The organism is Sediminibacterium sp. FW305-C-61 (assembly GCF_058231065.1).
Genome location: NZ_JBIQXR010000005.1, coordinates 249,488 through 274,246, shown reverse-complemented (window position 1 = coordinate 274,246; position 24,759 = coordinate 249,488). Strand labels below are relative to the sequence as shown.

Here is a 24,759-nt window from a genome sequence, read left to right as displayed (position 1 = left end):
CTATGATCTGACCCTGTTTTTCAATGCATTCTAAACCCATTTCAGTAATCAGGTTGTAAGGGTAATAGTTATCATTGATTTTCAATATCCAAACTTAATGCTTCGAAAACCTTATGGGAGGTAGTATCACGACAAAAAAGAGGTTTATTATGCCAAAGCTGTAGGTTATAACGAGCGACGTGTTTTGCTCTATCTCTTTAGCTACATACTTACCATTCCTGAAAACGAATACCTAACTGATTATCTGCAATGGCAAATTCTTTAGCGCCCCAGGGCCTGAGGGTAACTTTATTAAGATTGGGATGTAGCAGATGTGGGTTTGTTGAAGCAATGTGCGCATAAACTTCTTCAATATTATCTGTTACAAGCCTAAGTTCGGGGTTATGTTCTTTAGCCAATTGTTCATCCTGAAAAAGCATCAGTCCAATGTCTCCTTTTCTTAATACACAATAAGGTGCTCCGGTATGCAGTTCCTTGTGCACAATTGTAAACTGAAGGCAGTCAACAAAAAGTGCAAGTCCGTCTGAAAGGTTAGTGTAAAATACACTCGGTACTAATTTTGTGAAATGCATGGGAGTTTCTTTTGATTTACTTGTTGCACTTAGGCTTGTATGTAAATTACGCAAATCGCGCCGGACTGAACCGTCTATATTCAATAAAATACAGTAATGGATTTACACATTGCCGAATATTTTCAATGATTATATTAAGGGGAGGATGTCACGCTGGATTATCATGATAAATCTTGATAATCATGATAATCCGTGTGCTATTTATACACTATGATCATCCCGTTTCGACAATCTTCAAACCATCAGAAAGGCTTTTCACCGACCATGGAGCTTGCTACCGCTATTTTAGTTTATATTGGTATTTTTATTTTCAATTCCTCAACCACATTTTTATCACATGAGAAAGTATGTATATACTATCGCAGCCATAATTTTTACCATGGCTGTGCATGCGCAAAACACTGCGCTTACTGCTAAAGATTATGAGCGTGCTGAAAAGTTCATGAGTTATAACACGGAGCCTTTTATTGATGCAGGAACAGTGCGTCCGAACTGGCTACCCAACGATCGTTTCTGGTACCTCTCTGTTACTGCAAAGCAAAACACATTTATGTTGGTAGACCCGGCAAAGAAAACCCGTGCTGCTGCTTTCGATCACCAGAAGCTGGCAGAGGCACTATCAACTGCCAGTGGTACCAAATATGATGCTGCTAAACTTCCTTTCCAAACCATCAATTTTTCGGATGATGGCAAATCGATATCTTTTGCCGTAGCTGGAAAAAGATGGAAATATAACCTGCAGGCTGGAACAATTGCTGCAGATGATTCAGCACCAGCTAATGCCGCCCCTGCTGAAAATCAGGGCAGAGGTGGTGGAAACCGTGGCTTTGGTGGGGGTAATGAAGTGATGTCGCCAGATGGTAAAAAGGCAGTATTTATCAAAGACTGGAATTTATGGATGCGCGATGTGGCTACCAATAAGCAAACACAGCTAACTACAGATGGCGAAAAAGATTTCGGTTATGCAACTGATAATGCTGGATGGAAGTCGAGTGAAAGAGCAATTGTGCGCTGGTCGCCCGATTCAAAGAAGATCGCCACATTTAAACAGGATCAGCGTAATGTGAGTGATATGTATCTGGTAACTACCAATGTCGGCAAACCAACCTTACGTGCCTGGAAATACCCTTTACCTGGTGATAAAGAAATAGCCATGTTACATCGGGTAATCATTGATATTGATGCTGCTAAAGTAATCAAGCTGCAAGTGGCCCCAGACCCGCATAGGTCATCACTAAGCGATGATATCACCAGCGGAGGATCTTTGGGTGATGTAGATTGGAACGAAGATGCAAGCCAACTCGCTTTTCTTTCTACCTCTCGCGATCACAAACAATCTAAACTACGTATTGCGGATGCGGCTACAGGTGCTGTTAGGGAAGTATTTGAAGAAACAGTGGCCACACAATTCGAATCAGGAAGAGGTGCCATCAACTGGCGCTATCTCGCGAAGTCAAATGAAATTCTCTGGTATTCTGAGCGCGACGACTGGGGGCATATGTATCTGTATGATGCGACAACCGGTAAGTTGAAAAACCAGATCACCAAAGGCAATTGGGTAGTAAGCAGACTGATTAAAGTAGATGAGCAAAACCGTTTATTATATTTTACGGCAACTGGCCACCAGTCTAATCCTTATTTTTCTGAATTATACAAAATCGGATTTGATGGTAAGAACCTAACCCTGCTTACACCGGGAGAAGGTACGCACCAGGCAAGTTTTTCTCCATCAGGAAACTATATCATTGATACTTATTCAAAGCCTGATGTACCACCGGTTACACAGTTGTGCGACCTGAATGGTAAACTGATCACTACACTGGAAAAAGCTGATGTGTCGAGATTAGTGGCTACAGGCTGGAAACCACCAATACCTTTTACGGTTAAAGCGCATGATGGTAAAACGGATATTTATGGATTGGCATTTACACCAACCAAAATGGACCCCAATAAAAAATATCCGGTGATTGATTATATCTATCCTGGTCCGCAGGGTGGAAGTGTTGGTAGTTGGGGCTTTACTGCATCGCGTGGTGATCACCAGGCCCTGGCTGAATTAGGATTTATTGTGGTAATGGTAGAAGGTACCAGTAACCCTAACCGTTCTAAAAGTTACCATGATATGAATTATGGTAATATGGGTGAGAATACATTACCTGATCAGATCACAACCATCAGACAGTTGTCGCAGCGATATCCGATAGATACAAATCGTGTAGGCATATGGGGACATTCAGGTGGTGGTTTTGCAACTGCTGCAGCCATGTTCCGTTTCCCTGATTTTTTCAAAGTAGGCATTTCCGAATCTGGTAACCACGATAACAGGAATTATGAAGACGACTGGGGTGAGCGTTACAATGGTTTGGTAGAAAATTCAAATTATGAAGCGCAGGCCAACCAGACCATCGCCAAGAACCTGAAAGGAAAATTAATGCTGGCGCATGGTATGATGGATAATAATGTACCTCCGTATAATACCTTACTGGTGGTAGAAGCATTGCAAAAAGCCAACAAGAGTTTTGACCTAATTTTATTTCCCAACAGTGCCCATGGTTATGGCCAATACGGTCCATATATGATGCGTCGACGCTGGGATTATTTTGTGCAACACCTTTTAGGGGTTGAGCCGCCGCTTGATTACCAAATGAGAGCGCCTACAGCGCCACGCTAATAAGCTTTGGATGATAAAAAAGCCAATATTACGAAAGTAGTATTGGCTTTTTTTGTTCGCTGCATCTCCCGCTATTACCGCTGGTAAAAGCACGTGGGCTATGCGGCCGGTTTGTTCTCCGCAATGTCTCCCTCTATCACCGCAGGTGAAAGAATGGGGACGTTGCGGCCACTCTCGAATGAATTAATTATTTGGGTATTCGGCATTCCCGAATTTTCCTTTAACGAATGGGTTAACCCTAAAGTAAATGGTAGATACTGGCGGTGTAATATGCAGCGTTTGCGAAGAAGGGATGAATGAATACGAAGAAACGATTTAATTAAATACTTTCATTTCTAACAATTATACCATAAGTTTCCAGTTTGCTTTTGAGTGCAAGCCAGGTTTTATTGTTTAGTGTTCCAGCTGGATAAAGTTTGTTGCTGAAGTCTTTTGTAATAACGCGTAAGCAATTCGGCATTTTACCACGCCTTTCAAAAACAATTTCTTTAATATCGGCTATGTTGTATATCTTTTTTTTCCAAAATAGCGTATGGGACCGGATTAAAAAATGATGATCTGATACCTGAAAATAATGCAGATGATAGGAAAAAATGAAATACAAACTGGATGACATTAAAATTCCAAATAGAATACCCGGAGTAGAAAGGTGCTTTAGTTTGAGAAAACTATAAAGAATAAAAGCTTGCACCCCCCAAAACCAAATTCCTCTCCAGGATGTGAATTGGTTACCTTTAAATGTATCGTAACGATCGTTTTTTATTAAGTTATCCTTGTCAATTGTCATAAATCAATTTCAAATTTAGCCTAAGAACCAATAAATATAGGTACACTCCGAACAAACAAAGCAAGTTGCGCTTCTATTTGCCCAATCCAGACCAAAGAAAGAAGCCACAGATGTGTTTAATTGTGCTCTTCGTGTCCAGAAATATTTATTTGCACATACAGGGCAAGATAAATCATGGCCCTTTACCTGAACCGTTTGTGGTTCTTTAGCTTTAAAAAGTTGCATAAGGATTATAAATTTTAGTGGAAAAGAAAATATTACTATTGTTCCAAATTCTTTTTCATATTATCTGCATACTGTGTTATTTGCTTATTGTTAATAGGTTGCGTTTGTAGAATTTTATACCACTTAGAAAAATTGACTTTGTCTTTGAGGTTATAATAAGATTGCAAGATGTTATAGCAGTTTTCAGCGTTATAGGTATTATCCTTAATTGTTTTCAAAGACATTTCAAATTGTGTAGCTGCTTTATCAATTTTATTGTTTTTTGAAAGTGTATAGATATACTCTTTATTGACATAAGCATTTTCCGGATTGATTTTAATTTCCTCTTCTAAAAGAGCTTCTGCCTTGCTGTATTGAGCCAGACAATTATATGAATAGGATAATTCTACAATTAGCCCTTTGAATTTTGGATCTATTGTTTTTACTTTCTCTAAAAATGTTAATGCTTTAGCACATTCACCCCATCCATTGTACATATAACCCCAATTATATAATCGGTTAATAGAATTTGTATCGGTCTTATAATGTTTTAGCCAATCGGGCATAGGCGATATCTCCAACTCTTTAAACTTTCCTTCCGGAATAAAAGCAACCAATACATTGTTAGGTGTTAACCTGATTTTTGTATTAGTATTGTTCGGCTTTTTAACCATAAATTTTCCATCTGGCGCAATTGTGAATGAGCCTTCATAATTGAGTGTTAAACCAGCTTGGGCATCAATATATATAAAGCCAAAAGGGTAGGTACTGTCTTTATCAGCTTTAAAAGCCACCCATTTATCTTCGCTTTCCACAAATCGTTTGTCAAAATTAAGTCCGGATTGCGCTTTAGCTTGTGTACCAAAAAAGAGGGATAATAGCAGTAAGTATTTCATAATGGTAAAATCAAATAGTTTCTATTTAATTCGAACAGTACTTCCAATCTTTCGATCAATATGTTATCGTTTCTAAATATAAATATTTATTTGTATTTAATGAAAATGGGGTAGATTATTTCTATGCAGAATCCCCTCTTATCTCGGGAGAAATCCGAGGGTAACTTGCAAATGAAAAGTACCCCCTGCCTTTATTTTGATTTTAGCAATTGCCTATTTGTTCGGCAAGCTCAGTTGGGGTATAGCCAAAATGCTTTTTGAATGCGTAAGAAAAATGTGATAAATTTTCAAAGCCAACTTCGTAGCATACGTCAATCGGTTTCATTTTCTTTTCAACAAAGTGATAGTGTGCTAATTCCAATCGCTTTTGTGTAAGCCAACGTTGTGGTGTAGTATTATATACTCTGCTGAAATCCCGTTTAAAAGTAGTTAGGCTGCGACCTGTCAGGTAACTAAACTTGTCTAATGGCAGATTGAACATAAAGTTCTTTTCCATATAGTCTGCTAAATCGATTTTTCCAGGTTCTTCAAAATTCGCCAATACATTATCTATTGCATTATCAATAGTTCTAAGAATACTGATTGCTTCTGTAATTTTCAGTGTGGCAATATTTTCAGGAAGTTCTTTCATTTCAAAGTAAGGAACTAAAGAGGCAAGACAGCTTTCCAGTAATGGGTGATTTTTGAACGAGTATATTTTCTGAGATTCCAGGGTCTTTGGTTTTACATTCAGGTTCACGTAATAATCTCTAAGTCTGCTCGTGGATAGGTGCATCACCACTGTTTTGTGTGGCTGTCCGTCTTTGGGATAATTTATAATTGTTGCCAGTTGATTTCTGGGGATTAAGAATATATCTCCCTTCCTAAAATAATACGTTGCATCTGCCTGTATAATTTTGGTTTCGCCTGAAATAAACCAGATAAGCATGTGGTGGTCGAACATGATGTCCGATTTAAAAAACTTATCCTCGTAAGAGGAAAGTTTTATGTCGTCAGTTATATATTTTGCCTTGTAGTCCATTGGTTTCTTTTGAATAGGCTCAGAGCTGATTGTGTAATATGAATATAAAAATAATGCAATAGTTTATGTTATACAGACTGGCCGCCATCAATAAGAAAATTAGAGCCTGTAATAAATGAGGCGTTATCGCCAGCTAAATAGGTAATTAAATCAGCAACTTCCCCTGCCTGACCTAATCTTAACATGGGAATACTATTGATTATCTGGTCTTCAACAGTAGTGTCCAATCCAAGTTTACCCATTATTTCTGTTGCAACCGGACCCGGACTAACTGCGTTTACACGGATTTTACGGTTAGAGAGTTCAAGTGCTGCAATCTTCATTACTGCATTGAGTGCTGCTTTACTAGCTGCATAGACCGATGCGCTTTGTGGGGAAATGGTGGCAGATGTTGATGACAACAGTATTACCGATGCATTATTATTAAGAATCGGAATAAATTTACTCAACGTAAAATATGCGCCTTTAAAGTTTACATTCATTATCTCGTCAAACAAAGCTTCCGATGTTGCTTCAATGGATGAAAACTTTGTGATGCCGGCATTGATTAACAATATATCAACCTTGCCATATTGCTCCTTCACTGTTGCTACTAATGTATCGATATCTGATAAATTTGATTGATCTGCCAGGATACTAGTCACATCAAGTGTTGATGCTGCCATTTCGATAGCTTCTTTTCTTCTGCCGGTTATGATGACTTTAGCACCATTTTCCTTGAGTAATTTAGCAGTAGCATAACCGATGCCACTGTTGCCTCCTGTAATTACAGCGATTTTATTGTTTATATTTTTCATGGTATTATTTAAGTGGATCAGATAATATTAAATGTCAGGCCTGTCATTGCTTCACTCAATGCCCATAAGCGTTTGGCATTGGTTTGATCCAGAGAATAAGGTTTAACACCGTTCGGCATTAAAGGATCTGTAGCTAATTCAGCAATATCTGCGTCTTCACAATACACACCGCCAATATTATTTAGAAGTGCACTGGTAGCACACCAAACTGTAGTTGCTGCGCCTTGTTTGATTGTTTTCAATGATGCCGCAACTTCCGGTAGCAGATTACCTTCTGCATCGCAGAAACCCATTTTTTGAAAAAGTTCTAATGAAGCATCTCTGCCTAATTCAGTTCCGGCAATAGAACCCGGATGTAACGAATACGCCCTTACATTAAATGCTTTGGCAAGATTGTCAAATTCAAGTGAAAATAAATTGGTGGCAGTTTTTGATTGGCCATAAGCTTGCAAAGTTTCATATTCCCTGAAAGTAAAATTTGGATCGTCAAAATTGAAAGGTGAAAATTGGTGTCCCTGTGATGATACATTAACAACCCTTGCGCCATTCGCTTTTTTGAGGGCAGGCCATAGTCTGGCCGTCAATTGAAACTGGGCTAAATAATTGGTGGCTAACTGCGATTCTATGCCACGGCTATCCTTGCGAAACGGGACCCACATAATACCTGCATTATTAATGAGCAAATGAAGGGGTCTGTCCGAAGCCAAAAATTTTTCAGCAAATGCATCAATCGAACCTGGATTCATCAAATCCATTGATTCCAATGTTACATTTGAGATACCTGTTAAATTTCTTTTTGCTTTTTCTATATCTCTTGCAGGCACAATTACTGTTGCTCCTGCGGCTGCCAGGGTTTTGGTAGTTTCTAAACCAATACCCGTGTTACCACCAGTTACAATGGCGATTTTTCCAGTAAGGTCAATACCTTTGATTACATCATTTGTTGTAGATGTGGCGTTGAAGCCAGAACCTAATGGTTGCTGTAAGGCTCCTTGATAATTGTTTTGTTCCATTTTTTAGTTTTAAATGTTTTTTGATGGAACAAAAGTAGAGTGAGTGTTTTGCCATGACTTTGTTCAGAAGTCCGAATTAGCTTTGTTTAAAAGGCCGGGTTTCATTAAATAGCTGTAGATTCTGTGATAGGGTTTTTGTTCTCCGAATGTCCCCCTCTATCACCGCAGGTGAAAGAATGGGGACGTTGCGGTCACTCACACATGAGTTAGTTATTTAGTAATCATCATTCTCGAATTTTCTTTAACGAATTGAGTGAGCCCAAAGTAAATGCAATGTATCGCGCCTTCTCCTTTGGTGAGAGAATGACTACGTTGCGGAGAATTTCATAGAATAAGTAAATCTTCTAAAAAATGGAAGGAAAAATCAATTAAATGTTACCATAACCGGAACATGGTCGCTGTATGGCTTCCAAAAATCGTATGCTCCGATTTCGACTGATTGAATTTTGTCTATCATATCAGTTGATGCAAAGCAATAGTCAAGGTGATATGACTTTTCTTTATGCTTATATAAATAAAAAGTAGGGTCTTTTTCTTTGCCTTGTTCTTGTTTGTAGTGGGTGTGATAACAACTATGAATCCCCTTTTTTTCTAACTGCTCTACAACATGTGAATGATTACCAATCCTGAATTTTTTATCCCAAATGGTGTTGCTGTTAAAGTCTCCCATAAGAATAGTTTGTGTGGCTTTTAGTTGCCGTTTATAATGCGCAAGGGCTTTCCATATCTGTTCAACATATTGTCCATCAGGATCAGTAGGGTTATTAGCCCAGATAGCGAATAAGGTAAACTTTACATCATTTCCAGTTACACTGATCGGAATAATCGTTTTTAGTTTCGGGTTGTGGTTGCGGAGAAGTTTGAATGTAAAGTGTGAATAGGAGAATATACCAAGGCCTTTGTTTTTATTATCACCCATCCAAAGCCAGTCTGTAGGTAGAGGAGTATTTTCGGTGAATGTTAACTTATCGGGATGTTCGCATTCGGGTATAATTAGGATATCGGGATTATGGGCTAAAATGTATGCTGCTTTCCTGCGAAAAGCCATATTACAGTTCCATGTGATGATTTTCATTGCTGTGATTACATTTGGGGAGCGTAATAATGTTCAGGTATATGAACAGGTAATGAATTCAGGAATTACCCATTCTGAGCAAATAAATATGTGTTAAGTGTGTAAATGAAGTTAAGCTTTAAAGCTCGATATTTTGTTCTCTTTGCTAATGGATGTAAAATTATCAATAAAGCTATATTCATTCTCCGCTGTAACTCTTGGCGACATTTTCAAACCTCGGGGATAATACAAGGAACTTGAAAGAAAGCAAGACTTTGGAGGGAATAAATTTCCTTTTATACCCCCAACTTTCTATTGATACATATTCATGCGTTCTGCCCAGTTAAGTTCCATTGGCAACTCTTGGTTAGAAAACTCAATATGGATCACTCGTCTTTGTTTATCATTTGTTGTCCTGCCTGAACTATGTAATAATAAGGGTTTCATTAGCATAATTCCACCCTTAGAAACGCTGCAAATAACTTCTTTTTCAACCGTCCAATCGATTGTTTCGGGCCTATAAATTCCTTTTAAGTGAGATTTAGGAACAATTTTTAATGCTCCATTATTTTCGTTTGTTTCATCAAGATGAATACGAACTGTTACTATTTTTTGCAAAACACCAAGAGGAGGTTGAACAGAAAAATTATTTTGCTTTGTCGTCCAAAAATCAAAACCATTTAATGTAAGTTTTTTATCAACTGAAATTGTTAAGTCTTGATGATATGAAACATACCAGTTTGAAGTTTGGGGTTTGTCAAAGTATATACTTTTGACAACAAAATATCTTTCACCCAAAAGCTGCGTCAGAACTGATTTTAAATTGTCATTAAATATTGTGTCAATCGCTTCAGGAACTTCTTTTAAAAATTGTCTGATTGCAAAAAGTTCTACCGACTTTCTAAAATTTAGTTTATTCGAATTAGTCTGGCTTATTAGCTCCAAAATTACTTCAACTTCCTTTGGCGTATAAATATTTTCAACTATTGCAAAACCATTTGCTAAAAAGTCATCTATTTGTATCATATAAAATATTTTTACAAATCTATAAACCTCGTGGCTTGGAGTCAGCGGAGTAGATGTTAAAAGCAGACCATAAGGAGAATGAACTGCCGTTTGTTATCAGCATTTATTCTAGTATTCTATTCTTTAGATCCATACTGCTATGCAATATTCTTACAATCTCTATCTTTCCTTTTATTAAGGGTAGGAAGAAAATAATATGTTGTCCAATTCTATAACCTAATATTTTTTCGTCAATATCAGGGTAAGGTTTACCAATGGCTTTTGCGGTTGCTAAATCCTGGCAAGTTTCAACTAACACAGTATAATATTTGTCGGCTTGTTTTTCCGACCAGGTATCAAAAGTATAATTCCAAATATTGGAAAGATCTTCAAGCGCTTTATTTGAAATAATATAATTAGCCATTTTTCCTTTTGGCTGATTTTAATTTTGCAAGGTGTTTTTTAGGATCAAAGTTCTTAACTGTTCCGCTATTCAAGCCTTCTTGTATTGCATTTTTCAGGGCAGCAATTTTGCTTTCTTCCTCTTCAAGCAACCTTAAGCCAGCACGTATAACCTCACTTGCATTTTTAAAACGACCTGTAGTGACTTTGCTGTCAACAAAGTTTTCAAAATAATCCCCTAAGGATACAGATGTATTACGTCCCATACCATTTACTTTTTAGTAAAGTTACCAAAAATTGGTAATAATAAATAGATTTCCTATAAGAAGAGAAGGTGTTGAAAAATTTGGTTTTTAAGATAGAATGCGGAGAATGAAAGAATGCAAAATGATCGGCTATTTAGTTTTTTTTTGAATGATTTTTATTTTAGCAATAGCCTTTTTGTATTCCTTTTCATATTGAGCCCGACTTTTATAATAGTCATAAAGAACAATGCCATAATCTAGCATACTATCACCCCTGATTTCGTAGAAACTTGAATAGTTTCTGCCAGATACAACATAGCTCTCAATCAGTTCTAATTTTGAATTCCATTTGGGATTTTTGATTGAGTCAAAACCTTTTACCCTTTTTAATTTATCTGTATTTGGGTCAATTATATACAAATAGTATGTCCAATTACTTCTGACATCAGACGAGTTCTGTACTAATACGTCTTTTATTCCATCATTATTAAAGTCCTCAAATGCCACTTCATGTACCATGTTGTAAATGCTGTCCCGATATAATTCTAAAGTGTTACCTTTTGTTTTTTTATGTAAAAAGAACAAAGTATTCCATTCGATCTGGTCTGAAGGGAGGGGGTCAATGGTCAATAAAGTGATGCTATAGTTTTTCCCAATATAAATACTGTCACAAAGTATGGTTGAAGTGTCATTTATGATGTGTCGTACATATTTTTGATCTTCTAAATCTTTCTTTTGCGATAGAGAACTTATGGATTCATTCAGGTTCCCGTAAAAGGAAGATGAATAAACAGCCAATAGGAGAAAAATAATTATTTTCATTCTAGTTTTAAATAATCACTTAATGTAACTCAAAATACACATTCCATAACTATAACAACACATCAAACGAATAAAATCAGTCATAAAATCATTGCTAAACCATTTGGCTTCTCGGTGAATTGCTGGCATCAGCTTTTCTTGCTTAAGTTGACTCAGTTGAGAATGATTTACCTCCTGCGCTTTATAGCCATTGAGTATACCATTTAGTTTTTTAACCAGCGCATTTGGTAGTGAAATTTCTAAGTGAAACCAATGGGTTGTCTAACTTATTCGAGATTCTCGCAAAGTTCTCCATTGGAGTCCTTTGCACCTCGTGCCTCGGAGTTTGCGGGTAACATGCAAATGAAAAGTAGACCCTCGAAGAAGAAATATCTATGCTATAGGTCTTTTCTTTTTCGTTCCGCTAGTGCGGCAAATATATTAAAATTATAATTTCCTGTAATGTCTGCAAGGTGTTTATATGAAAAGATAGCTTCTTTAAAATTTCGATTCTTTTCAAGAGACCATGCTTTTAAAAATTTGCTTTGAAAATTTGTTGAATCGATGCTCAATGCTTTGTCAAAATTTTCAATTGCAGCTGAGTATCTATTAGTTTTGAAATCAATAATTCCTTTAAGGTTGTATAACTCGGCAGTTAATTTAGTAGTGTCTTCTTTTTCAATTATTGCGATTTGCGATCTTGCCGAATCGAGTGTTATATAATTTAGAGATTGGTTTCTGAGGGAATCCATGAAATTGTAATAAATGCTACAGGTAAAAATCATAGAAACCGATATTTTTCTGTATAAGTCAAGCCCAAATTTCTGCGCAATATTTTCGGATGTATCCTTATAGAGTTTGTAACATTCGTCTATAAATAATGAACTATTAGTTTGAAAAGATTTCATTAAGCAATCGCCAAATGCATCGTCTTCTAAAGTTTTAGTATTAGATAGACAGTTACATGCTGCAGAAGATACTATTTGAGTTAAACTGTCTTGTGAAGTAGCAAGTAAAAAAAAAGAAAGAAAAAAGATTAGTAAAACGGCTCTCATAAAATGATTTATTATATTAAAAATAAACAATAAAACCCAAGGAAAACGAGTGAAAAATGGAAGAAACAGGTGATATATTTATTTCTGCATCTTGTTCCGCTCTCACCAAAGGTGAGTGTATAGGGTCATTTCGGTTGGCTAAAATTTGTTTAGGATTAATTTTCTTTCTGGTAGATAGTTCTATAATTTCTCTCAAAAGCCGGATGTATAATAGTTAAATCCCAATCTTGAGGAATTGTAGGAAAAATCTCTTTAGTTTTAAGCACAAACTGATACCAGCCTGGAAGTTCTTCAGTAATTCGAATTCCATCATCGCCATTATTATACTCAATTTCCATTTCAATTTGATCTACAACCAACATATCAGATTTGTATACATTTAATTTTGTTATGTCTTTCCACTTGATTTTTTTTGTTAACCTTTCAGTCATGATAGAAAAACCTTCGCTGTCATATCGAAATACGCCAGTGTCTTCATAGCGTTCCTCGAAAGTTTTATAAGTTTTTTCGACACGCTGGTTTGTTGGATCAGTAGCTTGATCAGCTGGCAATATTTTTTTAAAGAACTTTGATATCCAATTTAATAGATTCATATGCTCAATTTTAAGAGGAGATGATTTTCGTATTGCGCACAACTTATTAAGTACCGCTCGCACTGCCTGGAGAGAATAAAATTAATAATACCAATTACCAATTATTTTTTTATAACGATCATCGGGTTGCTTGTCAGTATAGAAGTAGTAGACACCATGAGATACATCTAACATGCCCCAAGTTCGAAAGAAAATTACTAAACTGTCTTTCGATATAAAATGTATACTTGTCTTCTTAAGTTGCTCTTTTATGAAATCAATCTCTTCTTTTGTGTAACCTTTATCTGCTTCAAATTCAGATGAAAGTAACATAAATACATTGCTCTTCTTTTTCAGAATAAGATTTGTCACATTTAGAAGTTCTTGTTCGCGTCTGTTTATAAACAGTCTATAGGAGAGTTTTATTAGTAATGGTTCTGTCAACCATTGAAAACCAACTGCAAAGACAACAATTACTGTCCATGATAATTTGCTTCTACGGGTATCCGATTTTATAAGGGTTGTCAAGAAAGAAAAGAACGAAATGATAAGGCCAATTAAAAGTAAAACCTCGTATGTGTTTGTGTCCCGGCCAAACCAGAGGAAGCTGATAATAACAAGGAATATTCCTGCCAATAAGATTTTATGTCGAAGCGAAAATGTCATTTTCTCTGAAGCGTCTTTTTGAATGTTCTATATCAGATGTCTTTCATGGAGTACTCTGCCGTCACTCAAAGAAAAGAAAGTTACTCATTAATTATTATCTCCGCATTTTCTTTGAGGAATGGCTTAACCCTAAAGAAATTGGAAGCCCATGACTGTGTAACCTCTACCGCAACGTCCCCAATCTTTCACCTGCGGTGATAGAGGGAGACGTCGCTGGGATGACTCTGCGGAGAATGAATCCCCCTCATACTTCGAAAAAATGTGAAGGGACGACCATGCAGAGAATGAATAAACTACAACAGTTGTCGTTTCGGTTTATAGGTTTCCTGCAAACCAGTAATAACCTTCAATCTTTTTATATTCTGTTGGAACTGCGTTTAAAATTTTTAATGTTTTGAATTTACTCCCATTCGGTATCTCTTTTGATACTAGGATCTTTCCTGTCTTAATTCCTTGGGTATTGGTTTCATAAGAAACATATTCCACTGTATCTATTTTTTCTCCATCCCATTTATATTTATACATTGCTGTTTCTCCTGGATGACCATAACACACACCTCTGATTATTTTTTCCCTAGGTGAAAAAGTAGGGTTAATAAATTCATACTCTTCAGAAAATCCTTTTTTGTTTTGCTTTAAAAGATATACATCACTGAATGCTTTTAAACAACAACCGTTGTTCCCATACCAGTTTACAACAAAGTCGTTGAGCCCATCTCCATTAATATCTTTAATGGTATCATTAACATAAGTCATAATCCATTCTTCGTGAGAAACTACTTTTTCAAATTTATCAAGGCCTTTTGTGTATATGTCAATCTTAACTGCATTTGGTTCGTTTCTGTGAATTATAAGATGAGGGTTTGTTTTTGAAAAGTGATAATCTAAGTTTATTTCTACACTCACAGGAATACTGTCGGTATAAACCTCATATTTTTCTATAAATTTTTCCTTGCTGATATTTCGATTTGCAATTTTTAAAGCGTCTTGTAGAATTTTGGCAAATAGTATACTGTCTGTATGGTCTTTTTCTTCAACTTTTCTTCTATTTTCTGAATACGCTTGCTCTAATTTGGCAACGCGTGAATGTAAATTGTCAGCCTTAACTCTGGATGTTTCCTTTTTGCTATTTGTTTCCTCACAAGAGACAATTGTTGTAACAATTACTAATGACAATAAGATTAGTGCGGACTTCATAAGGATACTACTAACTCATAAATATACGTAATCAGTAATTTATTCTTAGCAACAAGTCCATCTTTGGAAACTTTCTTGCAGTTGTCTAGCCTAGAAAAAATACTCTTTCCCTCTAGGGTGAATAGACTCTATGGAGAATGAATAGTCAAGTCTAATCCCTAAAACCTCAGCCCTACTTACCTCACCCCCCTCCTAAACGCCTCCCCAAAAATTAGGTACGCAGTATTCCCCCCAATCGTTCCCTCATTCTGTCCCCATAAAAAAGGCCAGTCATCATAGTTTTCAAAATGATCGGGTTTGCGGAAGAGTAATCCGGGGGCCACGTTGCCGGGAATGAAAGAGAAATCGGCGCGGTTATTTCCATAGAAAACATTTTTGGGACGCGTTGCACCCAGTGTGGCTACCAATGAATAATTGTGGTACGGGTGACAACCAAATAAATAATTGCTGGCTTTGTAGAGTTGTTTACTGTCGATGATATCCGGAAAAAATTTATGTGCAAAACAAACCGTGGTACCAAAGTTCACCACATCGCCACTGCCTGCCCAGTTGCCTATGCCAATGGGTACGCCGTATGGATTGTTTTTCTCCAGACTGTCTAAATAGCTTTTGTACTTTACGACATAAGGTCGCAGCTTTTCTGTAAAAGAAGCATTCATATAAGGCACTGCATCCAATGCCGTAGAAAGGGTAAAGCTCACATTGCGTTCGAGAGAGGGCCATAATAATTTCAGGAATTCATCGGAATAGTATTGTTCTCCGGTGGCAATAAACAATTGCAGGTAAGTGCCCATATTGGCCGCACCAAAAGGACCTGCATTATTATCCTGCGACTGACCGGCCAATAAATCACTGGCTTCTTTTAGCAGTCTTTTCGATTGTTTCAAAGCCCTGTCTGCGAGGTCATCGTTATAACCTTTCAGTGCGCGGCTGGCAGCGGCAAACATGGTAGCGGCGCGAAAATCGAGACGGGGGTTGCGACTGGTAAAGGCCCACATATCATCTTTAACCCCACTTGATTTACCATCAGCAGCAATTTCATGTGCACCCAGTTTGGGGTTATAGGGCAGGCCATCTGTAATAGAAGCCGCATCACCCAAATGATGATAATTATCCAGCACCGAATTGGAAAGAGTCTGTGCCATATGACCAATGATCTCTGCCTGCGCAAGCAGGTTCAAAGTACCATGCTCAATAAACTGCAAAATATCTGGCGTGCCATCGGGGCGGTGCAGGTCAACATACCGTTGCTTTTGACTTACAAAAGTCTGGTCGCGTTGTGGTTTGAAATATTCCCAGGTCTTTACAAAGTTTTGTACCACGCCAATATTGGCACCGGTTTCAATATCAAAATCCCCGGCATCAAAATAGCCGCCGATATTCAAACCAGGTATCAGTTCGAGTGCTTTGTATTTGGTATCGGTGGTAGGCCCCTGACGGTGCAGGTCGAAATGATCTGTGTTGGGTGGAGCCTGTAAATAACCTTCTTTAAAAGGTTCGCCATGCCATATACGGTAACCTTCATTCACAGTCATGTGATTCATGTGAATAGGTATCCAAACATCGCTGGTGGCTTCGGTAATTTGATCGTAGACAGTTTGTGCGATCAAAAAATTATTGGTCTTCACCGCACCATACTGAATATAATAGATGCCGGGAGTGGTAACTGAAGAGAAATCGAATTTTACGTAATGGTATTTGTAGTAATCACCCCAGGGTACAATATTGCCACTGAAAACTTTGGTGGCTTTACCATCTTCCCCCAGTTTATATAATGAAGCAGTGGCTGCTGGTTTATCTTTTTTATCGAGTTCAATCACCGATACTTTGGGTTGCGAAGGCAGATAGCCTACCTGAGAGAAACCGATATTGGGTTCTCTGATCCAGCCATCAATGGTATTGGCTTCTACGGTCCAGCTCAGCACTTTACCTGTTTTACCTGTTGGTAGTTTACTGCGCACTACAAACCAGCCGTTCTGTGCCAGTATGCGACCATCGTAGAGCATGAGGTCAGCATCGGGCGAACTTATTTTCACGAGTCGAGATGGATCATCGGGTGCTAGTACCAGACTGCGACCTGTTTCGAGAGGCAGCGGGTCAATAAATTTTCCAGAGCCCCTGTCGTCAGAAGTATTGTAGCCTTTAAACTGTTTGGGTTTCTCGCTGTTGGGTTTGGCAAGGGTATTTCCCACTACATAGCGTGGAAAGCGGTTGAAACGGCCATCAACCAGGTAGGTTTTGTTCCAGTATTGAGAGGGGAGGAACTCAAGGTTAAAACCTGCGTTGCCTTCCAATGCCTTGGGTACAGGTTTATCGAGATACACGGCAATTTCAATACCCTTTCCTTTGGCCGTAACTACTATGCGGGAGTTGAAATCGTATTCGGCATAACGAAGACTGGCTTCAATGGTTTTGTTGAGGCGATCAACTTTACGGTTGGATATCTGCGGCACCAGGTCCCACTGTTCGGGAGTGCTGGAGAGTCGAATGGCGCCGCCCTGCGCTGTCCGTACACCGTGGTGTATCAGTTCTATCCCAGCATTTTTTTCATCATTAAAACCACCGGTAAACAGGTTGCTGTAGATGAGATAGTTCACCCCTTGTTTTTCGAAATATTCGAGGTCATTGAGTTTCAGGTCTTGGGCAACAGTGCAAATACTGGCTCCAAGGCAAATAGCAATCGTAGAAATAAGTCTTTTCATAGCCGTAATTATAACATGCAAAGCCAATTTACGCAATCGGTTGCATAAGTGGGGAAATTTTCGGTGGAAAGGGGTGGAGACCGGGAGTCCGGGAGTCCGAAAGTCCGGAAGAAACAAGCCATAATTCATTGCTTCAGTGCCTTTCTGTGCCTTCAGTGGCATTTGTTATTGCCACTGAAGGCACAGAAAGGCACTGAAAAGGTGTTCGAATTTGCTGGTGGTTTGAGTCGTATTTACCTCATAGCTTCTTCGGTATTTACCGAAGCCGCTTCGAGGGTTCTTCGGTAATTCCCGAAGCGCTTCCGAAGAAACCTCGAAGAAACCTCGAAGAAACCTCGAAGAAGCACCGAAGAAACCCCGAAGCTGATACGGCAGATACACGAAAGTGTCTTATACTGAAAAAACTTTACAGTTATAGGGATGTTACGGATTTAGCTTTACAGTAAGGATGGATTATTACTAAATAAGCTTTACAATTTTCACAATTGTACTGCATTCGCTTTACGGTATTGTTTCTTTTTCCATTTTTTTGAAGTTTTAGGTGTGTCTTATACTGAAAAAACTTTACAGTTATAGGAAATATGGACCATGGTCCATAGTCTGTCCTAATTACCAGCATAACCCACAAATTCAAAAAATCAAAGATCAAAAAATCAAAGATCTCCAATCCCTTTCTTCAATATTCATCATTCAAAATTCCTTGAGATCGTTGCCGGGAACGTTTGCGTAAAAAAAGGCATTGGCTATACTTCGGGGTTTCTTTAGTTAAGCGTAGAATTGGTTTACGAAACGCCGGTCTTTTCACTCATTTAAAGGGTGTGGAGCGGCAGAAATTGCTTGCTATGAATTGCTATCAAAAACATTCATCTGTTTGTGCCACATCCTGTGGTAACCTTCCATCTTCTTTTATTGTAACCAACATAAAAACGGAACGACCCGAGGGTCGCTTAAATCGCTTGCTTATGCCAAAGAAAATGAAGCAGAGGGCACTAACCGTGCTTTTACTGCTTTTAACGGGTATGTTTACCTATGCCCAAACAAGTTTTGAAATCAAGGGTCGTGTTACCGGTGCCGATAACCAGCCTCTGGAGGGTGTTACGGTAAAGGTAAAAGGAACTTCCACCGCCACAGCTACCGCCAAAGATGGTACATACCGCATCCTGGCAGCCAGCGGAAAAGTTACCCTTGTCTTCAGCTCGGTTGGATACGCTGATAAAGAAGAAGCGGTGAATGGAAAAAATACCATCAATGCTTCCCTTGCTCAGCAAAACTCAGAAACACTCGACGATGTAGTAGTTATAGGGTATCAAACCATTAAAAGAAAAAACCTACTTGCTTCTGTTGCCAGCGTGAGTGCCAAAGACCTGAAAGATATTCCTGTTAACTCAGCAGCGGAGGCTTTGAACGGAAGATTGGCAGGTGTTACCGCAACTACAGCAGAAGGTTCTCCCGATGCCGATATCCGTATCAGGGTACGCGGTGGTATGTCTATCACAGGTGATAACTCCCCCCTCTATATAGTAGATGGTGTTCAGGTTGAAAATGGATTGTCTGCCCTGTCACCCCAGAATATTGAAAGCATTGATGTATTGAAAGATGCTGCTGCTACTGCCATTTATGGTGCACGTGGTGCTAATGGTGTAATCGTTATCACCACAAAAAGCGGTAAGCCGGGTAGAATGCAGGTGAGCTATAATGGCTTTGTGGGTGTTAAACAACTGGCCCGCAAACTGAATGTGTTAAGTCCTTATGACTATGTAATTTACCAAAGTGAAAGATCAAGGGGTAGTTCTACCGACAGTACCACTTTCACCAATAACTTCGGTACTACCTGGGATACTTTATCGAATTATAAAAACGTGAGTCCGGTTAACTGGCAGGATGAAGTAATGGGACGTACAGGTGTTATGCAAACCCATAATATTTCAGCAATGGGTGGCAGCAGAAAAATTACGTACAATTTCGGATACACTTATAACGACGATAAAGCCATCGTACTCAATTCAAATTATCGCCGCCACCTGCTTAACCTGAAAGCTGAATATAAAATACTCAGTAACCTGAAACTCGCTGTTACCAGCCGTTATACCAATACCAATGTATATGGTGCAGGTACTTCATCAGACCAGGGTACTTCTTATAACCGCCTGCGTAATGCGGTTAAATACCGTCCGTTCTTGTCTGCTAACCAGGATATTGATGATGCCGATCCGCTCGCAGATCCGAATGTGGGTAATGGTTTAAACCTTGTGAATCCTATTTCACTGGCCAATGCAGAATACAGACGCAAAACAACAGATGTATTCAACTTTACCGCAGCAGCTACTTATACCATCATTAAAAACCTGAGTTTTAAATCAACTTTTGGTTACGATAAAGGCAAAAACATTGATCGTCAGTTCAGTGATTCAATCACTCCATTTGCGATCATTCAAGGTGGCCGTAAAGCCATTGTAACGCTTGATACTACTAATCGTACCACCATCACAAATACCAATACACTTACTTATTCTGTGAATGGTTATAAGGATAAGCACGATTTTACCATTTTGGTAGGACAGGAAACATATGATTTACGCACCGAACGTTATATCAGCCAGTTCCGCGACTATCCAACATTTACTTCGGTACAGGATGCATTAACCAAAACATCACTCGCGAATAAATTCGCCGGTTATCCCCGTGTAAACAAAACAAGGTACACAAGCATGTCGTTCTTCACTGCATTGAGCTATGCTTACCTCGATAAATACTATTTCTCTTTCAACCTGCGTGCAGATGGTGCTTCTAAATTTGCACCCGGTAAACAATGGGGTTATTTTCCATCAGGTTCATTTGCATGGAGAGCCAAGAACGAAAAGTTCCTGAAAGATGTGAAGTTCCTGAGCGACCTGAAATTCCGTGCAGGCTTTGGTACTGTCGGTAATAACCGTATTGCCGATTACCTCTTCCTTACCACTTTCAGAAACGATGGTAGTTTATACTATGGACTCAATAATGAAATAGTAGGCGCTTTTTACTCTGCAGGACTTGTTAATGAAAGCCTGCGTTGGGAGTCTACACTCAATAAAAACTTTGGGGTTGATCTTAGCCTCTTTAATAACAGATTAAACCTGAGTGTTGATATTTACAACAATAGTTCTAAGGATCTCTTACTGAATGTACCTATTGCCCCTACTTATGGTTATACCACCCAATTACAGAATGTGGGTAAAACAACCAATAAAGGGGTAGAGTTCCAGATCAGCGCAACACCGATTCGTAAGAAAGATTTCAGTTGGACAGTTTCCTATAACATGTCTTTCAACTCAAACAATGTGGAACAATTGGGTCTCAACCAGAAATCATTCTTCCCTGCTGCAAGCTGGGGAGTATCTGGTCAACCAACCGATTATATCATCCGAATTGGAAGTCCAACAAGCGCCATCTGGGGTCTGGTAACCGATGGTTTCTATAAAGTGAGTGATTTCGATTACAATACAGCTACAGGTGTTTATACACTGAAAGCAGGTATGGTGAATAATTCAGGTATCATTGGTCCTGTTCAACCAGGCTCTATTAAATTCAAGGATCTGGATGGTGATGGTGTTATTTCACTGGATAAAGACAGAACAGTTATTGGTAATCCATTACCTAAGTTCACCGGAGGTTTGAACCAGCAGTTTACCTATAAGAACTGGGACATGAGCATCTTCATGAACTTCTCTTATGGTAATGATGTGTACAATGCCAATAAAATTGAATTTACCAATGGCTACACTGCCAACTCTAACATGCTCGATATGATGCAGAATCGTTGGAGAGTGGTAACGGCAGATGGTAAAACTGCGCAGTATGTAAACTCAAGCAACCAGGTGGTAGGTATCGCTCCGGATCAATTGGCAGCATTGAATGCCAATGCAACCATCTGGCAGCCATTGAAAAGTGCAGGTGCATTCTATCCACATTCATGGGCAATAGAAGATGGGTCATTTATTCGTCTGAACAACCTTACCATTGGTTATAGCCTGCCGGTGAAAAAACTGGCTGGTTTAAAAATGAGCAAACTGCGTTTCTACTTTACAGGAAACAACCTGGCTATCTTAACCAGCTACAGTGGTTATGATCCTGAAGTGAGTGTACGTAACAGTCCGCTTACGCAAGGTCTTGATTACTCCGCTTATCCGAAAAGCAGGACATTCATTTTTGGTGTAAACGCATCTTTTTAATCGATCAAATATTGCTATATGAACAATAAATATTTTGCAAAACTTTCAGTGATCGCGGTAGCAGGGGCGATGTTCCTTTCTACTGGCTGTAAAAAATACCTCGATCAGCAGCCCATAACAGATGTAGGTGCTGAGATGGTGTTCGCCGATGTTACCACTACCCGTAAAGCACTTGCCGGTGTATACAGCAGGCTGGTAGGAGATGCCGGTTTTGGTATTCGTTTGAGTCTTTATTATACAGTAGATACCGATGAAATGCAGGGACCTACAGGTAATGCAGATAACGACAGAAGAGATATAGCCCGTTATGCAGCTACTTCGGGAAATGCACAGATAAATAATCCATTTAACCAGTTATTTACTGGTATTGAATATGCCAATATCTGTATTGCAAATATTCCAAAGATGGATATGTACAATAATGGATCCGAACAGGAGAAAAAACAGTTGCGCAGGTTATACGGAGAAGCGTTGACTTTACGCGCGCAGTTTTATTTTCAGGCAATTGTTAACTGGGGTGATGTGCCTGCACATTTTCAACCGGCGGCCACACTTGCTTCTACCAATCCTTTCCCTGCAAGAACAGACAGAGACACTATTTACAACCGCTTACTTGCCGATTTAAAAGTGGCAACCGACCTTGTGCCCTGGAGAAATGAAGTAGCAGGAATTGGTGATCAGGTTGATGAGCGTATTACCAAAGGCACTGTAAAAGGACTTCGTGCAAGAATCGCATTGTTCAGGGGAGGGTTTGCTTTGCGTAGCGATGCGTCAATGAAACGTCCTACGGATTACCTTACTTATTATCAGATCGCAAAAGATGAATGCAGTGAGATCATTGCATCTAACCAACATTCACTGAACCCAAGTTTCCGCGCATTATGGAAAGACCAGGTAAACGCACGTGTTCCTGCAGATCCTAATGGGGAACTGATGTTCCAGGCAAGTGGTATTGGCAGAAACGCAGTAGCAGATACTAAACTGGGTTATTATAATGGTCCTACCGTAAATAACTTTGGTAATAAAAGTATCAACGTGTTACCTACTTACTTCTATGCATTTGATCCAAATGATTTGAGAAGAGATGTTACCTGTGCACCTTACAATGTAGCTGCCAATGGCTCTACTAAAGTAGGTCAGGCAATCACAGCAATCTGTGATGGTAAGTACAGAAGAGACTGGATCAGCAGTCCGGTAGTTGCACCAACAGATGCAGTACAATATTTTGGATTGAAATGGCAGATACTGCGTTATTCAGATGTATTGCTGATGCTGGCAGAAGCGGAAAACGAAATTAATGGCCCAACTGCCACCGCTTATAATGCCGTAAATCAGGTAAGAAGAAGAGGATTCGGTAAACCACTGGGTACACCAGATGTTACTGTTGACCTTCCTGCCGGTTTATCTAAAACTGCATTCTTCGATGCAGTGGTAAAAGAAAGATCACTTGAACTAGGTGGTGAAGGTGTACGTAAATTCGACCTGATCAGGTGGAACCTGCTCGCTTCAAAAATAGCAGCAACCAAAGCAGCTTTGTTGGCAATGTCAACAGGCGCGGCTCCTTATAACACTTTACCTGTATCGATGTATTACAAAAACAATTCATCAGCTGATGATGCAACATTGTGGGCAAATTCATTTTATGCTCCTACACCGGGTACAGCTCCGGCAGCATCAACAAGGGTTAACTGGATCGGCGCAGCAATTAATACAACTGCATTGGCGCGCTATGCAACCGGATTTACAACAGGTAAATCAGAATTATTGCCAATACCGCAACCTGCAAGAGATGCAAACCCTAACCTTAGCCAAAACCCAGGATACTAACCTCTCAAATAAAGGATAAAATAAGGCCGATTTATTTCGGCCTTATTTTTTAAGTTTAGTCTATGCGTATAAAATTATTCCTGATATCTTCCTTTCTATTACTGACCTTATGTTCTATTGCCCAGCCAAAACGTATTACGGTAGCAAAAGACGGAACAGGACAATTCAATACTGTCCAGGCAGCTTTTGATGCTATTCCATCAGGCAACACGATGCCTGTTATAATTTTTGTGAAAAAAGGTGTTTACAAAGAAAGACTTGTACTAGACACTCGCAAAGATTTTGTTAGTCTGATAGGGGAAGATAAGTTCAATACAATTTTGACATTCGATAACCATGCAGGTAAAAAACTACCTAATGGCGATACAATTAATACATGGTCATCCGCCAGCTTCTTTTTATATGCCAATGATTTTTATGCAGAGAATATCAGCTTTGAAAATAATGCAGGATTTACAGCTGGACAAGCCGTAGCAGTTTTTGCGAATGGCGACAGGCTTAGTTTTAACGGTTGCAGATTTCTTGGATTTCAGGATGTATTGTTTTGCAGTGGTGCCGGAAGCAGACAGTATTATAAAGATTGTTATATAGAAGGAAGTACCGATTTTATTTTTGGTCCTGCTACAGCAGTATTTCAAAACTGTCTTATTCATAGTAAGAAGAACTCGCATGTTACAGCAGCATCCACGCCTCGTGAAGTACCTTATGGATTTGTTTTTTTTGATTGTAAGCTAACTGCTGATGCAGCATTTAAAAAAGTAAGCCTTGGCCGGCCATGGCAGCCACATGCGAGTGTAACTTATATACACTGCGAAATTGGCGATCATATCATTCCGGAAGGATGGAACAATTGGCGCAACCCGGCTAATGAAGCAACAGTACGTTATAGTGAGTATAAAAATACTGGTCCTGGTGCACAGCCTGCATCAAGACCTTCATGGATCAAACAATTGAACGAAGAGGAAGTAAAAAAGTACACCCTCAAAAATATATTCGGCGACTGGCTACCTCGAACAAACTAATTCTGTGCTTTTCTGTGTATTCAGTGGCAAATTGGTCCGAAA

The 24,759-nt window shown here is 38.9% G+C and carries 19 protein-coding genes; 4 read left to right on the top strand and 15 right to left on the bottom strand.

Going from position 1 to position 24,759, the window contains the following annotated elements:
- Positions 1-209: 209 nt before the first annotated feature.
- Entirely contained in the window at positions 210-572 is a 363-nt protein-coding gene (locus tag ACH30E_RS14280) for a VOC family protein (protein ID WP_490825263.1), read from the bottom strand.
- A 337-nt stretch (positions 573-909) separates the two neighbouring features.
- Here ACH30E_RS14280 and ACH30E_RS14275 point away from each other — a divergent pair, with 337 nt between their 5' ends.
- Positions 910-3,243, top strand: a complete 2,334-nt coding sequence (locus tag ACH30E_RS14275) for a S9 family peptidase (RefSeq protein ID WP_490825265.1) — start codon at positions 910-912, stop codon at positions 3,241-3,243.
- Positions 3,244-3,562: 319 nt separating this feature from the next.
- Here the strand turns inward: ACH30E_RS14275 and ACH30E_RS14270 are convergent, their stop codons facing one another.
- The 14 genes from ACH30E_RS14270 to ACH30E_RS14205 all read right to left on the bottom strand — a co-directional run bounded on the left by ACH30E_RS14270 (position 3,563) and on the right by ACH30E_RS14205 (position 17,660).
- The gene (locus ACH30E_RS14270; RefSeq protein WP_490825267.1) at positions 3,563-4,030 is read right to left on the bottom strand and encodes a hypothetical protein; all 468 of its coding nucleotides are present in this window, start codon (positions 4,028-4,030) and stop codon (positions 3,563-3,565) included.
- Positions 4,031-4,290: 260 nt separating this feature from the next.
- A complete protein-coding gene (locus ACH30E_RS14265) occupies positions 4,291-5,130 on the bottom strand; it encodes a tetratricopeptide repeat protein (RefSeq protein WP_490825268.1) in 840 nt (279 codons plus the stop codon).
- A 202-nt stretch (positions 5,131-5,332) separates the two neighbouring features.
- On the bottom strand, positions 5,333-6,151 hold the full coding sequence (locus tag ACH30E_RS14260; protein ID WP_490825269.1) for a helix-turn-helix domain-containing protein: 819 nt from the start codon (positions 6,149-6,151) through the stop codon (positions 5,333-5,335).
- Positions 6,152-6,219: 68 nt separating this feature from the next.
- The gene (locus tag ACH30E_RS14255; RefSeq protein ID WP_490825271.1) at positions 6,220-6,948 is read right to left on the bottom strand and encodes an SDR family oxidoreductase; all 729 of its coding nucleotides are present in this window, start codon (positions 6,946-6,948) and stop codon (positions 6,220-6,222) included.
- 17 nt (positions 6,949-6,965) lie between these two features.
- Positions 6,966-7,961: an SDR family NAD(P)-dependent oxidoreductase gene (locus ACH30E_RS14250; protein WP_490825272.1), complete on the bottom strand. Its 996-nt coding sequence runs from the start codon at positions 7,959-7,961 to the stop codon at positions 6,966-6,968.
- 364 nt (positions 7,962-8,325) lie between these two features.
- Positions 8,326-9,036: an endonuclease/exonuclease/phosphatase family protein gene (locus ACH30E_RS14245; protein WP_490825274.1), complete on the bottom strand. Its 711-nt coding sequence runs from the start codon at positions 9,034-9,036 to the stop codon at positions 8,326-8,328.
- Between the two features lie 291 nt (positions 9,037-9,327).
- Entirely contained in the window at positions 9,328-10,041 is a 714-nt protein-coding gene (locus ACH30E_RS14240) for a phytanoyl-CoA dioxygenase family protein (protein ID WP_490825275.1), read from the bottom strand.
- Between the two features lie 103 nt (positions 10,042-10,144).
- Positions 10,145-10,444, bottom strand: a complete 300-nt coding sequence (locus tag ACH30E_RS14235) for a type II toxin-antitoxin system RelE/ParE family toxin (protein ID WP_490825277.1) — start codon at positions 10,442-10,444, stop codon at positions 10,145-10,147.
- The gene (locus ACH30E_RS14230; RefSeq protein ID WP_490825278.1) at positions 10,437-10,688 is read right to left on the bottom strand and encodes a type II toxin-antitoxin system ParD family antitoxin; all 252 of its coding nucleotides are present in this window, start codon (positions 10,686-10,688) and stop codon (positions 10,437-10,439) included. Before ACH30E_RS14230 ends, ACH30E_RS14235 begins: the two co-directional genes overlap by 8 nt.
- Before the next feature lie 129 nt (positions 10,689-10,817).
- Positions 10,818-11,489, bottom strand: a complete 672-nt coding sequence (locus ACH30E_RS14225; RefSeq protein ID WP_490825279.1) for an XAC2610-related protein — start codon at positions 11,487-11,489, stop codon at positions 10,818-10,820.
- A 377-nt stretch (positions 11,490-11,866) separates the two neighbouring features.
- Entirely contained in the window at positions 11,867-12,523 is a 657-nt protein-coding gene (locus ACH30E_RS14220; RefSeq protein ID WP_490825280.1) for a tetratricopeptide repeat protein, read from the bottom strand.
- Positions 12,524-12,678: 155 nt separating this feature from the next.
- A complete protein-coding gene (locus tag ACH30E_RS14215) occupies positions 12,679-13,116 on the bottom strand; it encodes a hypothetical protein (protein WP_490825281.1) in 438 nt (145 codons plus the stop codon).
- Positions 13,117-14,076: 960 nt separating this feature from the next.
- Positions 14,077-14,958 carry an XAC2610-related protein gene (locus ACH30E_RS14210; RefSeq protein ID WP_490825282.1) on the bottom strand — a complete coding sequence of 294 codons (882 nt, stop codon included), beginning with the start codon at positions 14,956-14,958 and terminating at the stop codon, positions 14,077-14,079.
- 176 nt (positions 14,959-15,134) lie between these two features.
- The gene (locus tag ACH30E_RS14205; protein WP_490825283.1) at positions 15,135-17,660 is read right to left on the bottom strand and encodes a cellulase N-terminal Ig-like domain-containing protein; all 2,526 of its coding nucleotides are present in this window, start codon (positions 17,658-17,660) and stop codon (positions 15,135-15,137) included.
- 842 nt (positions 17,661-18,502) lie between these two features.
- Here ACH30E_RS14205 and ACH30E_RS14200 point away from each other — a divergent pair.
- From ACH30E_RS14200 to ACH30E_RS14190, 3 genes are all read left to right on the top strand, one after another.
- Positions 18,503-21,868, top strand: coding sequence for a SusC/RagA family TonB-linked outer membrane protein (locus ACH30E_RS14200; protein ID WP_490825284.1), 3,366 nt, complete (start codon positions 18,503-18,505; stop codon positions 21,866-21,868).
- A gap of 18 nt (positions 21,869-21,886) precedes the next feature.
- Entirely contained in the window at positions 21,887-23,695 is a 1,809-nt protein-coding gene (locus ACH30E_RS14195) for a RagB/SusD family nutrient uptake outer membrane protein (protein WP_490825285.1), read from the top strand.
- Between the two features lie 62 nt (positions 23,696-23,757).
- A complete protein-coding gene (locus tag ACH30E_RS14190; RefSeq protein WP_490825286.1) occupies positions 23,758-24,717 on the top strand; it encodes a pectinesterase family protein in 960 nt (319 codons plus the stop codon).
- Positions 24,718-24,759: the final 42 nt, after the last annotated feature.